The following is a 15,269-nucleotide window of genomic DNA, read 5'->3' as shown; positions in this document are numbered from 1 at the left end:
AACGATGAAGTTGATTTTAAGGACTTAATTATTACTATACTGTTTGTATATTTTTATACCGTTTTTAATTTGCTCATCAGTTGTAGGGATATTTAGCTCTTCACCGGCAAAGATAGTATCGTTAATAATATCCGGATCATCTTTTAGATTTAACCCTTTGATTGAGAGAATTAAATCATAATTACTATAATCATCGTTATTATCAATTTTATCTAAAACCATCTGTGCAATTTTATATAATGAGTCACCAGATTTTATTATATATGTTTTATTATTTACCTGTGCTTGAGGAGATAGATTCTTAGACTCTATATTCTTACTTTGATCTTGGTTTTTTTGCTCTAAAATTATTGACGGCTGACTCTCTAGTACTGTTTTATTATGCTCATTATCTTGCTTCTCTGACTTTGTTGTAATATCAGGAGATTTTTCTATTTGAGGCTTTATAATCTCTGAGCTACTATCTGACTCTCTTATATTATTATCAATTGCTTGCTTTGAAACTGTATTTTTTTGAGTTATTGGAAGCTTATCAGTTGCTCTACTGTAGAGCAGTGGCTGACTTTTTTGAATAAAGCTTTCATAGTTTGTTGTTGCTAATGTATTTAGACTTTTATCGTTTGATTGGGTATTTGGTGAGTGGGAATTAGCTATTTTTTTCTCAATAATGTTAGATGATAAGTATATTATTAGTAAAGATATGCTAATAATAGCTATACGATTAAAGTAGTCAAAAAGCTTCATTTTCCCATACTTGGCTTTCTTGTAGTACAGTATATCTATACTGTTTAATATATAAGTTATATGGTTTTTTGGGATGTTAAGATACTCACAGTATCGCTTTATTCTATCTTTTAATATGGTTGAGGGCTGTTGAGTGATTTTATAACTATCTCCTTGTTCTATAATTATTATAGTTTCTTCAGGTATGTTAATCGCATCAGCAACAGTAGTTATACTTAAGCCTTTGTACTCTCTATATGATCTAATAATTTCTTGGAAGTTGCTCATGTTTTGATGATTAAGCTTAAGTTTCTTAAATTATATATTAGGTATTTGTTAGAGTAAACTATGGCTATTTTATAGTTTTGATAACAGATTTTTATTTCACTAGTGATTTGCTTACAAATTATATTTAAAAATATATCGAATATCGCAAATATTAACAACTAAGTAATTTAAAAATGTCGAAGTTGCTAACTAATAAAAGCTAAGAGATAAGTACAGTTTTGTTTTTTTAGAAAAGACTACTTCTTTGCTAGAGGATAGAACTCAGTAATCTGTTTACCAAAGTCTAGAGGGTCAATTGTTGAAGGGTTCTGTCCTAAAGACCAAATCATAAATCCAGAGAAGTTATCATAACTATTAAGAGCAGAACCTTCGCTATCTCCTGTAGTATATGCTGCCTTTAACTCTTCTGGTGTAGCGTAGCTATGTTCACTAGGAGCAAAGTCATCACCTATAACTATTTTTGTTTTTGTATTGTTAGCAGTCTTCAGTGAGTCTGATGCTATTTTCATTGATAGCGTTGGTGCTTCATTTGTCCAGTCTGGGGCTTTATTATTGTAGTTTTGAATTAGAAGAGCATCAAAACAGACATTACCACCGCAAGCATCAGTAGGAAGCATATCTTTGAAAATATTGTAAGCGCCACCTGTTGCTGTCCAGTATATGTTTGCAGGAACTCCTGTATCTATATATGTTTGAGGAGCTGCTGTGATGTAGAAGCCTCTTGGGAATTTGTCTTTCATTTTATCACTTTCTGCATACTCACGCATTTTTGATATTACATCTTTGATTTGATTTTGCCATGTAGCAGTACCTTTTATAGAAGATCCTTCAAGATCAAAATCAAAACCATCCATGTTGTTTTCTGCAAGGTAGTTTACAATATTCTCTGCTAATACCGTATTATCGTTAGATAGTGTTGGATTCCATGTGTTTGTTAGTCCACCCGTGGATGCTATAAATAGAGCACCTTTAGCATGAACTTTTGCTATCGCTTGACTGAGATACTCAGGGTTCACAGGATCATAGAATCCTTGCACATCAGTCCCAGAGACTTTCAAAAACCCAGGGATTATTACATTGTAGTAATCGGCAAAATCACTTAATTTTTCTACCAATTCTGGACTTTGACCCCAAGTCCAAGTACCCCAGTATCCAACCATAGATTTCTCTGGCCAAGCACCTGCAGCTTCGTAATTAATAGTGTTATTACCTTTAATTTGACCATCTACGATAGTTATACTATTTGCTTGATAAGTAGTACCTCCTGATTTAAATGTGCTAGGTTTAATAATAAACTCTCCTCTTGATGGGATGCTTGTTGTATTTGAACCATTGTCTAAGTTTATAGAGTCACCATATACATCTCCAGTAGAAGATATTCTCTGTGCATTTACAGTCTTAGTTGGTGTAGCATCTTCAGGGAACTTGACATTGAAGCTAACATTAGCAGGTTTAACATCTTCTGCTTCAAATGCTATATTTAAATTTATATTTTTACTTTCTTCATTAACTTCAATAGGGTTAGGTGTAATAGTTTTAGCAACGTAGTTCGTTGAGCCATCAGAGCTTAATACATTACCAACTGAAACATTATGAGAACCCTTCGCTACTGTTATAAGAGTTGGGTCGTTAGGGTTTATAGTATATGTTTGAGAATCAATTTTAACCTCGATTTTATCTATAGTTTGAGGTAGACCTGTTGTTTTGACATTTACTTGAGCTTGAATTATGTCTCCACATAATGTCCAAAAATCAGGAGCTTCTTTGGGTGACTGATCAGTCCACCATTTCATATTTTCATAAATACTTCCTTCAAATCTAACGAAAGCTTTGGCAGAGTAGCCTGATGCTGCAGGAGTATATTCTTGTACATTACTTGGTATAGTATCACATTTACCTGGAGATGGAGGTGTTGCTTTCTTGTATTTTAATGGCACATTAGTGGAGTCTTTAGTCATATCAAAGAAGTCAGGAGAAATTGAGCCACTGGTTACACTAATTATGTAATGGGTAGGCTGACTATCAGAGTATGGTAAAGTCACCTGATTATTTATAACTGTATAAGATGTATTGTTTGCTGAGAATTCAATTTTTGCATCACTAGGTAAATTATCTCCTGATATTTTAACGGAAACCGTTTTCTCTGCAGTTGGTTCTGGAGATGGACCAGGATCTTTGCATCCTTCTGTCCAAGCTTCTTGCCAAGCAGTACCTTTGCCTGGCTCATAAGCCCAAGCAGCTGAAGAAGAGCACCATCCAGGGATATTACATACATAGCAAGATTCTGCATTATTAACTTCTTGACCTTTAGAGTAGCTGGTCCCAGCTTTATAGTCTACAGCTGAAGCATAACCTGTAGCTCCATATGTTGCCAACAATGAACTGAGTAAGAGTTTTTTATATTTTAGATTCATATAATTTCTCCAAATATGGTCTTTTAAATTTTATATAAAAATAGTTTACTATTATATAATTTAACCAAAGAATAATAAATTGGTAAAAATTAATAAGTATTTATCAATTTTTACCAACTAAAAAGAGAAAATTAAAGGAGTATACAGTAGAATTTACTTAGAAAAAGTAATATTGTTGTCAGCGTCGGTATCAACAACTATTTTATCTTCAGCTTTAAATTCTCCATCGAGTAACTTAAGAGCAAGAGGATTTTCTAAGTTATTTTGTATAGCTCGTTTTAATGGTCTAGCACCAAATACAGGATCAAAACCAGCATCTGCTAACTTATCCATAGCTTTTGGTGACACCTCTAGAGCAATCTCTAAATCAGTTAAGCGTTTTTCTAAACGCTTGATTTGTATCTTAGCGATTTCAGTTATCATCTCTTTGTTCAGTGGTTCAAATACAATAGCATCATCAACTCTATTTACAAATTCTGGTCTGAAGTGGCTAAGTACCATTTCCAATACAGCGTCTTTGACTGTGTCATAGTCTTGACCTTGCATTTCTTGGATTCTATGCGAACCAAGGTTAGATGTCATAACTATTACAGTATTTTTGAAGTCTACTGTTCTACCTTGACCATCAGTTAGTCGCCCATCATCTAATACTTGTAGCAAGATGTTAAATACATCTGCGTGAGCTTTTTCAACCTCATCTAATAAGATTACAGAATAAGGCTTTCTTCTAACATGCTCAGTTAGGTAACCACCTTGCTCATAACCTACATATCCTGGAGGTGCACCGATTAGTCTAGCCACAGAGTGTTTCTCCATAAATTCAGACATATCAACCCTAAGCATTGCATCTTCATCATCAAATAAGAATTCTGCTAATGCTTTTGTAAGCTCAGTTTTACCTACACCTGTTGGACCTAAGAACATAAATGAACCTATTGGTCTGTTTGGATCTGATAATCCAGAACGAGATCTTCTTACAGCATTAGATACTGCTTTTATCGCTTGATCTTGTCCAATTACTCTTTTATGTAGGAAGCTTTCCATGTTTAGAAGCTTATCTTTTTCTCCTTCCATCATTTTAGATACAGGTATCCCTGTAGCTTTAGAAACGACATCGGCAATTTCATTTTCTGTGACAGATGTTCTGACTAGTTTATTTTCAGAAGGTTCTGCTTCAGTATCTTCAATTTGTTTAATTTGAGCTTCAAGCTCTGGTATCTTACCGTATTGTAACTCAGCCATTTTGCTTAGATCACCAGCTCTTTGATATTTCTCAAGCTCAAACTTGGCTTTTTCAAGTTCTTCTTTTAGCTTGCTTGTGCCTTGCATTTTAAGCTTCTCAGCTTTCCAAAGTTCTTCAAAGCCTTGATACTCAGACTCTAAGCCTTTGATTTCAGCCTCTAGTATTTCTAAACGCTTCTTGGTAGCGTCATCTTTTTCTTTTTTTAACTGCTCATGTTGCATTTTTAGCTGAATAATTCTACGGTACAAGCTCTCCATTTTTTCAGGTTTAGAGTCTATTTCCATACGAATTTGGCTAGCTGCTTCATCCACTAAATCAATAGCTTTATCAGGCAGTTGTCTATCTGTGATATATCTATGTGATAATGTAGCAGCACTCACAATAGCAGAGTCTGTAATGTTTACACCATGGTGCAACTCATATCTTTCTTTCAGACCTCTAAGTATAGCAATAGTATCTTCAACAGTTGGCTCATCAACAAGCACTTTTTGGAATCTTCTTTCAAGCGCAGGATCTTTTTCAACATACTCACGATATTCATCTAAAGTCGTTGCACCAACACATTTTAGCTCACCTCTAGCCAAAGCAGGTTTTAGCATGTTGCCAGCATCCATCGAGCCTTCTGCTTTACCAGCACCAACCATAGTATGTAACTCATCTATAAATAGAATCACATTACCTTCTTGTTTTGATAATTCTTTTAAAACAGATTTTAATCTCTCTTCAAAATCTCCTCTAAATTTAGCACCAGCTAATAATGCACCCATATCCAAAGATAATACTTTCTTGCCTTTGACGCCTTCAGGGACTTCATTATTAATTATTCGTTGAGCTAAACCTTCTACAATAGCAGTTTTACCAACACCAGGCTCACCTATAAGCACAGGGTTGTTCTTAGTTCTTCTTTGTAATACTTGTATAGTCCTACGTATTTCACTATCTCTACCGATAATCGGATCGATTTTACCTTTTTTAGCTAGATCTGTTAGATCTACTGTGTATTTGTCTAATGCACCTTTCATATCTTCTTGATTTTGGCTACTCACTTTTTCCCCTCCACGATAATCATTGACTGCTTTTGTAAGTTTTTCTTTTGTAATGCCAAACTTACTGTACAGTCCAGTTAAACTTTTGTCTTCTATAGAAGCTAATAGGAAAATCTCACTTGAGATAAATTCATCACCATTCTTATTAGCTAAATCTTGCATTTTATGTAGTGTGGCTATCAGATCTCTAGATGGCGTGATTTGAGGATTGCCTTCTCCAGATAATACAGCAACGCCATCAACCATATCATTGACAGCTTTTACAAACTTCTGTGTATCAACGCCACAAACGCTTAATATAGCTATAGCAACGCTATCATTTTGCTCTAAAAGAGCTTTCAGCATATGTGCTGATGTAAACTCAGTCGCTTTCTGCTGAAAAGCATAAGATTGAGCTTCTGCTAATGCTTCCTGTAGTTTTATTGTAAATTTATTTATATCCATTATTTCCCCCTAAGAAATAGTATCTGTTATATATTTAAGGATACTTTGCTGTTTTTCAAGTAATAAATTATGCTTATTGGAAAAAAAATATATATAAGTTTTAGTGTTGTTTTGATGAGGCTCTCCATATGGCTTTACAAGCTTTGTTTAGGTACTATTATTCACACCTGTTATAGAGTTTTATATAAAATATGAATAAAAAAGCTTTCTTTACTTTGATTATTTGCTATTTTTTTTGCAGTGGAGCTTTTGCACAAGAACTAAAGAATATAGTTATCTTTGGTGATAGTTTGAGTGACTCTGGATATGCAAATAATTTTCACAATATAGATAGTGGCTGGCCACTAATTCCTGGCGACTTGAAAGAGGTTAAGCAACCGACCTTCACAAGTCCAGATAAAGGTAACACTGTTTGGATACAGTTTTTGTCTCAAGATAATCAGATTTCATCTACACCAAATAATATTTATACACCAAGTGAAAACATCAACAGATCAGTGAAACCTGTTTTAGATGGCAACAACTATGCTGCTGGAGGAGCTACGACAGTTTGTAAAGGGCTTGGTAGTAAGGGTGACTATACTCCACCTCCACTAGGACCTTTGAGAGAGGGTGAAAACTGTCCAGTTGGACAAGAGGATATTCAAAAGCATAACCAAATTGATAGTTATCTGAAGCAACATCAGAACAAGGCAGATCCTGATAGTATTTACATTATTTGGGGAGGAGCTAATAATCTTTTTATTCAATTAGGATATTTCGCAGATAATCGCTCAATATTGTCAAAGATATACTATCTTATGAAATATAAAGTCACAGGTGAAGTATTGCCTGACCATGAGATACTAAAAGTAGAAAGCGCTGCTGAAGATATAGCAAGTGATGTAAGATATTTGATTAAGCATGGAGCAAAACCTAGAAATATATTTGTAGTTAACTTGCCTGATTTAGGTATAACTCCAGCCGCAACAGAAAATGGAATAGATGCTAAGAGTTTTAAAGTGGAGTTATTCAACTCACTATCTAGAGCATTTAATGAAAAGCTTGCAAGCAGTATCCTGCCTGATTCTGTAAGTATCATTGATGCTCAAAAGTTTTTCAATACTATTGTTAAAGATAGAAAAATAAAAGTAAATGGTGTGGAGTATAACTTCTCTGATGTAACACACTCTGCGTGTGACTTTGATGGTCCAAATGCTCTTACTTGTATTCCAAAAAATTATGTCAATGGTAGATATGATAAATATCTTTTTGCCGGACAGGTGCATCCAACTAGCTATACTCATAAAGTTTTGTCTAAGTATATTTATAGTTTCATAATTAAATAGACAAGTTTCTATCTATAGCTATGAAATAATCCTTGTAGCTTGATATCAAGAGTTCTAAAATACAGTCCTAAATATTCTATTAAGTTATAAAATGGGTATATTGCATAATACTTTTACTGGCTGGAGCAAAAGAGAGGTTAGCTGGCTAGTTAGCTGTATAGTATTAACTGTTGTTGCGGCATCTATCAGTGGGAGTAGCGCATTTATACTAGTATTTTCTGTTATCAGCATTACAAACCTGATATTGGCAGCTAAAGGGAAGGTTTTTAACTATGTTTTAGGGCTTATAGCAGCGGTTATGTACGCTGTAATCTCGTATCAAAACCAAGTTTATGGTCAATTACTTCTTGCGGTACTTTTTTTGTGTCCAATACAGTTTTATGGTTGGTATAACTGGACTAGACCCAAAAACACAACTAAAGAAAAGCATATAAAAATTAAAAAATTAACGAGATTACATTTTATAAGTATTTTGGCTTTTATAGCTGTGGTATCTACTATATATGGGTACTTTGTTTTACATCTATATTTTGGTCAAAATGTGGGGTTGGTCGCAGATGCTATTGTTGAAGTTACTTCAATTATAGCTTTTATACTTACAGTATTGTTATTTAAAGAGTTTTGGATACTGTGGTTGGCTGTAGATGTTTTGACAATTTCAGTTTGGGTTGATGGGATTTTGGATTCAGCAATTACTATTGCAATTATTCCTGTTATTATTACCAAAATTGTAGCATTAATAAATGCTATCTATGGCTATATAACTTGGAGAAAGAATTATAATTTACAGAAACAAAGTAGTCTTTAATTATTTTTAGTTGCGGCTTTCATTTCTTTAACGAAACATTCAAGCTCGCTAAGCATTTTTTCTTTATTTGAGAGATTGGTTTGAATTATTTTTACTGTTGCAGAACCTGAAATTGCACCAGCAGCACCTGCTTTGATAGCTTGTTGTACCTGCTCAGGTTTAGAGATACCAAAGCCTAAAACTGGCTTAGGCGCATTATATTCTCTAAGTTTAGCTAATACATCTTTTACTGGCATATTTGCTGCAGTTTCCGCACCTGTTACACCAACTCTCGATAGTAAATACGTATAACCACTTCCAAGTTCAGAAATTTGTTTAAGAGTAGTCTCACTAGCATCAGGTGGAGCAATAAATATCTGAGAGATACCTACTTTTTTAGCAATATCACGAAACTCTTTAGATTCATGAGCTGGCACATCAGCTATAAGTATAGAATCAACCCCAGCAGCTAAACATTTTTGATAAAAATTCTCTATACCATTTGCATAGACTAAATTAGCATAAAGCAATAAGCCAATGGGGACATGAGGGTGTTTCACTCTTATTTTTGTGAGTATATCAAAACAATCTTTAGGAGTTACGCCACTCTCTAGAGCACGAATATTTGCTTCTTGAATTGTTGGTCCATCTGCTAATGGATCTGAAAACGGTATGCCTAGTTCAAGAGCATCAGCACCTGAGCTAACTAGAGTATCGATAATTTCAAAAGATAACTCTTTATTCGGGTCGCCAATTGTTACAAAAGGTATAAAAGCACCTTCATTTCTTTTCTCTAAACTTGCAAAAAGGGTTGTGTATCTATCCATTACTAAACCTCTCCCTTTTCTTTTAAAATGTCATGTACTGTAAAAATATCTTTATCACCACGCCCAGATAAATTAACAACCAAAAGTTGCTCTTTATCAGGATTGTCGTAAGCAAGCTTAAGAGCATATGCTAAGGCATGAGATGATTCTAGAGCAGGGATAATTCCTTCTTTTTTACATAATAATTTAAAAGAATCTAACGCCTCATCATCTGTAACTGAAGCATACTCAGCACGCCCTGTTGCTAGTAAATGAGCATGTTGTGGGCCTACAGATGGAAAATCTAGTCCGGCTGATACAGAGTATGATTCTTCAATCTGACCATCAGTATTTTGCATCAATGGTGCTTTCATGCCAAAAAATATACCAGTTTTACCGTGCTTGAGAGGCGCTCCATGCTCTCCAGTATCTATACCTTTACCAGCAGGTTCTACACCTATCAGTTGTACACTGGTTTCATCAATAAAATCAGCAAACATTCCAATAGCATTTGAACCACCACCAACACAGGCAATCACAGCATCAGGTAATCTACCTTCCTTGGCAAGGATCTGTTGTTTGGTTTCTTCACCAATCATTCTTTGAAACTCTCTAACAATTGTCGGAAAAGGGTGAGGTCCTGCAGCAGTACCTAATAAATAGTGAGCTTTATTATAGTTTGCAGACCAGTCTCTTAGTGCTTCGTTACAAGCATCTTTAAGTGTTGCTGAACCACTATGTACAGGTATGACTTCAGCACCCATTAACTTCATTCTAAAGACATTGGGACTTTGACGTTCCACATCTTTAGCACCCATATATACTCTGCATTTTAGATCAAGTAGTGCGCAAGCCAAAGCAGTAGCAACACCATGTTGCCCAGCTCCTGTTTCTGCAATTATCTCATTTTTACCCATTCTCTTGGCAAGTAGAGCCTGACCAAGTACTTGGTTAGTTTTGTGAGCACCACCGTGTAGTAGATCTTCACGTTTTAGATATAATTTAGTTTTTGTGCTTTTGACTATATTTCTAGTTTTTGTCAGAGCAGTGGGTCTGCCTGCATACTCTTTTAAAAGCTCTCTAAACTCTTGTTTAAAACTTTCATCAGCTTGTGCTTTTATAAATTCTTGCTCTAGTTGATCAAGAGCGGGCACAAGTATTTGTGGTACAAATTGACCTCCATACTCGCCAAAATAAGCATTTAGTTTCGACATTTAAATACTATGATTTGAATTTTAATGCTTTATATTATCGCTAATATTTCTTACAAAGGCTAGCATTGTGACTTCAAAAACTTAATCAGTTCTTTTCATAACAAAATTGTATGTATAATAGTTTTACTTAATGGTAAATATTGCCTAAATATGAGAATTAATAAGTTACTAGTGTCCGGTGGGACTCATGGAAATGAATATACTGGAATATATATAGTCAAGCGTATGGAGAAATACCCTCCTAAAACCAAGTCTTTAGATGTTATACCGTTATTGGCAAATCCAGAAGCTTTTGAGATAAGTAAAAGATATAAAGATCAAGATCTAAACCGTTGTTTTTCAGTGGAGGACTTAAAAAAGATCTCGTTGAATAGTTATGAGATGCAAAGAGCTCGAGAAATTAATCAGATGTATGGCTCAGAATCTAATTCTCCAGTTGATTTTTTAGTCGATTTGCATACAACAACTTCAAATCTTGGCAAAACTATTATTACTGACGGTAAAAGTCAGTTTGTGAATAACTTATGCTCTTATTTAGTTGAGCAAATAGATGATCTTAGAGTAATTAAGCACGAGAGTATTACAAGTGTGGCAATGAATAATATCGCTCCTATGTCTTTAACTATAGAAATAGGCTCTGTTAATACGAGTATTTATGATCCTAATGCAATTGAGGTAACTACAGCGATTGTTAATGGAATAATAAAGTTTATTGAATTATCAAATAATGGTAATGCTCCTGAAATCAAGCAGTGTAAGGCGTACGAGCCATTTAAGACTATTCAATACCCGCGAGATAGTGAGGGTAATATCAACGCAGTAATTCATAAAGCTCTTCATGGTAAAGATTTTCAGATTATTAGTAGTGGTAGCCCTATTTTTGAGTTAATAGATGGAGGAGATAGATTGCTAGATATTGAAGGAGAATGGTACCCTATATTTATAAATGAGTCTGCGTACTATGAGAAAGATATTGCTTTTTACCTTGCCAAAGAAGTAGATTTGTATAATGATAGTTAAGATGTGTTAGAGCTTATAAATATTGGAGAATTTTTTCTCTAAATAACTAATATAGTATTTAGCGTTTAGATATTCTCCACACATATCATGGATAATTTCATCAGCAGGTTTTAGACTGCCAAATTGATGTATGTGCTTACTTAAGAAGTTTAATATAGGCTCTAGCTTATTTTCTCTAATTGCACTATTCACATCAAAATCTTTATTCATATAGTAAAAAATCTGTGAAGCATACGCACTGCCAAGAGCATAAGTTGGGAAATAGCCAAACAATCCAGCAGACCAGTGAACATCCTGTAATATCCCATCAGAGAAATTATTTGGAGTGATACCTAGGTACTTTTGGTATTTATCATTCCATAGCTTTGGCAACTCGCTAACATCGAGATTCTTTTCAAAGATTTCTTTTTCTATTTCAAAGCGCACTAGTATATGTAGAGAATAAGTTAATTCATCTGCTTCTACACGGATTAGGCTAGGGCTAACCTTATTAATAGCTTTATAGAAGTCTTCTTCACTTACACTAGCTAAGTTTTCAGTAAATAAGCTTTGTAAGTTAGTGTAGTTACTATCCCAAAAGGCTTTATTTTTACCGACTAAGTTTTCATAAAACCGTGATTGTGATTCGTGTATGCCTAAGCTAACACCAGTGCCTAATATAGTATCATAAATATCATCACCGATATTTTGCTCATACATAGCATGACCAGTTTCATGGATCGTACTAAATAATGAAGAAGTAAAAAGATCTTCAATATAGCGTGTTGTCATTCTGACATCATATTTATTGAAGTTTAGAGTAAATGGATGGGCACTTTCTTTTAGAATACCACTATCAAAGTTAAATCCTAATTGCTTAGCTATTTTGAGAGAATACTCTTTTTGCTTATCGATATCATACGGTTTATCAATACAGCTAGTATCAACTTGATGGGCGTTTTTTATTTTTTCTAGAAGGGGTACAATTTTTTCTTTTAGACTGTTAAAGAAAGGTTCTAATTTTGCAACAGTCATACCTTCTTCATAATCATCAAGAAGCACATCATAGGGGTGCTCATTATAGCCAATTCTTTCGATATACTTTTTTTGATACTTTATAATCTCTTCTAAATATGGAGCAAATACTTCAAAGTCATTATCTTTACGAGCTTTGGTCCAAATATTTTGAGCTTGTGATAGTAGTTTGTTGTATGTGACATATTCATCTTTTGGTATTTTGCTTAGTCTATCTTTTTGCTTTGTTGTTAGATACATAATCCTTTTGTTAGTCTCATCAAGTGCTGACAAGTTGTTATTCAAGCACTTTAAGCTTTGGGTTATTTCTTTACTATTAGTTATTTCATAGATTTTTTCACTGAAAAAACCAATAACTTCAGATGTGGAGTTGATTGAGTTTTTAGGGGCCTCTGTTTCCAAGTCCCAATGCATTAGAGAAATTGCGTGATTATACTTCTTCTTTTGTGATAGTTTGTCCTTGAGTATTTGGAGCTGGTTTTTGGTTTCGCTCATTTTTTTCCTTTGCTTGCTGCTTTCTTTCATTAGAAATAGTACGTCTTAATAGAGTATCATATATTGGTTTTTGATGATGGATATATGTCAGCATCGATGCGCTAAAGCAGGTTATCATCAAAGGAAGCAAAAGGTGGAAGTTCCAAGTCATTTCCATTACTAGCACAATACCAGTCAATGGCGCACCTACTGTCGCAGTAAATAAGGCACTCATTCCAGCTACAGCAAAGACACCAGCATCAATATTATACTCAGGGAAAAGCTGAGCGATAGATAGACCATAAGCAAGACCAAAAACAGTGCCAAGAGCAATCATCGGTGCAAATATACCACCTGTAACACCAGTCCCATATGAGAAAATTACACCGGCAAAACGAAGCGCAAATAAAACTAAAAGCATTTTGATAGATAAGTTGTAGTCTAGGGCGTTTGCTATTACGATATAGCCACCGCCTACAGCATTTGGAGAAAGTACTACACCGACACCAAATACGATACAAACAGTTATAACTAGAGTCCAGTATCTTCTTTTAGACCCATCTGAAAAGAAGTTAGCGACTTTGATAATTGATTTGTTAAATAGTAGTCCAAAATATCCAAAGATAATACCCAACACCATAAATAACCAAAGAGTATTTTGTGGAACTGCACTAAATGTCTCGACACGTATTGCAGGGGGATTTCCCATAATAGCTCTAGAAACAATAGTACTCATTATACAGGCTACTAGAACACATTTTATTGCAGAAACACTAAATCTGAATTTTCTATTCATTTCCTCAATTACAAAGACAATCCCTGAAAGAGGGGTGTTGAATGCAGCAGCTAAACCAGCACCAGCACCAGCAGATATTACAGCGTTTGCGTACTTCTTGGTAAGCCTAAACTTATCTACAAAGAACTGAGCTAATGCAGCAGCCATGTGTATTGAAGGACCTTCTTTACCTAAGCTTAAACCAGAACCTAAAGAGAAAAGTCCACTCACAAACTTTACAGGAACTACTCTTTTACGGAGCTTTCGACATCCTTTTAGCGCTCCTTCTACTTCTTGGATACCGCTACCACCAGCTTCTTTGGCAAATTTTCTAACTATAAGAATTGATATCACTACCATAGTTATAGTTAGCGTAACAGACATTATAATTTCAACAAATAGATTACCACCACTTAAAGAGAACAGCATTTTTTTAAGTTCAGTAATAGACCTCCGGCCGGGATCCTAGTAAAAAAGGGTCATGTTTGTTTTCTACTCTGAATATTAAACTCTAGTGGTATTGATGTTTTTGACTTTGATAACTCAAAAACACCGTAACGATTTATATTTTCCCTAAAAAATGGAGATAAAATTGATAAGCAGTCATTATTATATTCAATCCCTTCATTAGCTAATTGATTAAGCACTTTGGTTTGATTTGCTACGGTATGAAACATAACTGCATTAGCAGTCATTCTACTAAAAGAGATAATTTTCTTTTGGATATTGAGATTATTTTCCTCAATGGTGCCATTTTTTCCAAAAGTAATCCAATCAATAAAATCATTAAATTCCTCACTCTTACAAGTTGCAGCTTGGATTTTCCTACGCAGATCAATATCTGATATATAATCTAAAAGAAAAATAGTTCGGATAACACGTCCTAGCTCCCGAAAAGCTTGATGTAATTTGTTCTTTTTACTTTTGTAGCATAATTTTTTTAAGATAGTTGATGCTTTAATTTTTCCATTTTGAATTGACATGACAACACGTAACATATCGTGATACATTAATTCTATCAATTTCCAGTCTGGTTCTTTTGATGTAAAGATTTCACTGATATTTTGATATGATTTTTCATCCATATTAGCAGGACGATAAAAATTAAGGTGTTTAAAACTTCTAATTCTTGGCATTAGTCTAATTGCCAATAAATATGCAAAGCCAAATACAACTTCATTTTGTGCATGAGTGTCCCCATGTATAGTATCAGGTCTTAAAGATTCCTCAATTTCATAAATTCCATCAAAAATATATATAGCTTCATATACACCACAAGGAATAAAATTCCCAAATAACGCAACATATTGGTCAGAAACATGATAGTATCCAATCCCGCCATACTTTCCATAACGAATGTGATGTTCTGCTAATAAATTATTAGTATACATATCCCAATATGTGCCATCAACAGAAGCACTCTCACCATTTCCCCATATATATGGTAGGTCAAATTGCTTATAAGCTTCAATAATTACTTCGCTTATCTTATTGAGCCTTACTTCTGTGATATGGTGATTGTACAACCAGGCTATTTGTTTTCTAGAATATTTTTTCAAACACCTTTCAGCTTGAACAGGACCAACATTACATCCATATGCAAACCAGGTAGCAATAAACCTTAACGCATAATCTTTAATTTTAGATTCATACCCTGATAGTGGCTTTAACTTATGACTGAGATTAAGCCAAT

General features: G+C 34.4%; 10 protein-coding genes and 1 pseudogene. 3 read left to right on the top strand and 8 right to left on the bottom strand.

Annotation, left to right across the window (positions count from 1 at the left end; translation table 11 throughout):
• Positions 1–24: 24 nt before the first annotated feature.
• From F3D59_RS00060 to clpB, 3 genes are all read right to left on the bottom strand, one after another.
• On the bottom strand, positions 25–1,011 hold the full coding sequence (locus F3D59_RS00060) for a helix-turn-helix domain-containing protein (protein ID WP_150463323.1): 987 nt from the start codon (positions 1,009–1,011) through the stop codon (positions 25–27).
• Between the two features lie 236 nt (positions 1,012–1,247).
• Complete coding sequence (locus F3D59_RS00055; RefSeq protein ID WP_191092401.1) at positions 1,248–3,425, bottom strand: glycosyl hydrolase family 18 protein; 2,178 nt, start codon at positions 3,423–3,425, stop codon at positions 1,248–1,250.
• A gap of 153 nt (positions 3,426–3,578) precedes the next feature.
• Positions 3,579–6,158 carry an ATP-dependent chaperone ClpB gene (clpB, locus tag F3D59_RS00045; RefSeq protein WP_150463321.1) on the bottom strand — a complete coding sequence of 860 codons (2,580 nt, stop codon included), beginning with the start codon at positions 6,156–6,158 and terminating at the stop codon, positions 3,579–3,581.
• Positions 6,159–6,349: 191 nt separating this feature from the next.
• Between clpB and F3D59_RS00040 the strand changes: the two genes are divergently transcribed.
• Positions 6,350–7,486, top strand: coding sequence for an SGNH/GDSL hydrolase family protein (locus tag F3D59_RS00040; protein WP_150463320.1), 1,137 nt, complete (start codon positions 6,350–6,352; stop codon positions 7,484–7,486).
• Between the two features lie 91 nt (positions 7,487–7,577).
• Entirely contained in the window at positions 7,578–8,294 is a 717-nt protein-coding gene (pnuC, locus tag F3D59_RS00035) for a nicotinamide riboside transporter PnuC (RefSeq protein WP_150463319.1), read from the top strand.
• On the opposite strand, the gene trpA is transcribed toward pnuC, so the two are convergent.
• Both trpA and trpB read right to left on the bottom strand, forming a co-directional pair.
• Positions 8,291–9,100 (bottom strand): tryptophan synthase subunit alpha, encoded by an 810-nt coding sequence (trpA, locus tag F3D59_RS00030; protein WP_150463318.1) that lies wholly within the window; start codon positions 9,098–9,100, stop codon positions 8,291–8,293. The two genes, pnuC and trpA, sit on opposite strands and share 4 nt — an antisense overlap.
• Before the next feature lie 2 nt (positions 9,101–9,102).
• Complete coding sequence (gene trpB / locus F3D59_RS00025) at positions 9,103–10,293, bottom strand: tryptophan synthase subunit beta (protein ID WP_150463317.1); 1,191 nt, start codon at positions 10,291–10,293, stop codon at positions 9,103–9,105.
• Positions 10,294–10,443: 150 nt separating this feature from the next.
• Between trpB and F3D59_RS00020 the strand changes: the two genes are divergently transcribed.
• Positions 10,444–11,313 (top strand): aspartoacylase, encoded by an 870-nt coding sequence (locus F3D59_RS00020; RefSeq protein WP_150463316.1) that lies wholly within the window; start codon positions 10,444–10,446, stop codon positions 11,311–11,313.
• A 6-nt stretch (positions 11,314–11,319) separates the two neighbouring features.
• Here the strand turns inward: F3D59_RS00020 and F3D59_RS00015 are convergent, their stop codons facing one another.
• The 3 genes and pseudogenes from F3D59_RS00015 to F3D59_RS00005 form a co-directional block, all read right to left on the bottom strand.
• The gene (locus F3D59_RS00015; protein ID WP_150463315.1) at positions 11,320–12,822 is read right to left on the bottom strand and encodes a carboxypeptidase M32; all 1,503 of its coding nucleotides are present in this window, start codon (positions 12,820–12,822) and stop codon (positions 11,320–11,322) included.
• Positions 12,758–14,011, bottom strand: a pseudogene (gene clcA, locus F3D59_RS00010) (H(+)/Cl(-) exchange transporter ClcA); the annotation flags it as partial. The pseudogene clcA and the gene F3D59_RS00015, both read right to left, overlap by 65 nt.
• 44 nt (positions 14,012–14,055) lie before the next feature.
• The coding region (locus F3D59_RS00005; RefSeq protein ID WP_150463314.1) for a Tn3 family transposase at positions 14,056–15,269 on the bottom strand (1,214 nt) is incomplete at its 5' end.

Origin of the sequence: Francisella sp. XLW-1 (assembly GCF_008711455.1) — a bacterium.
Lineage (GTDB): Bacteria > Pseudomonadota > Gammaproteobacteria > Francisellales > Francisellaceae > Francisella > Francisella salimarina.
This window is presented reverse-complemented; position numbering and strand designations above follow the sequence as displayed.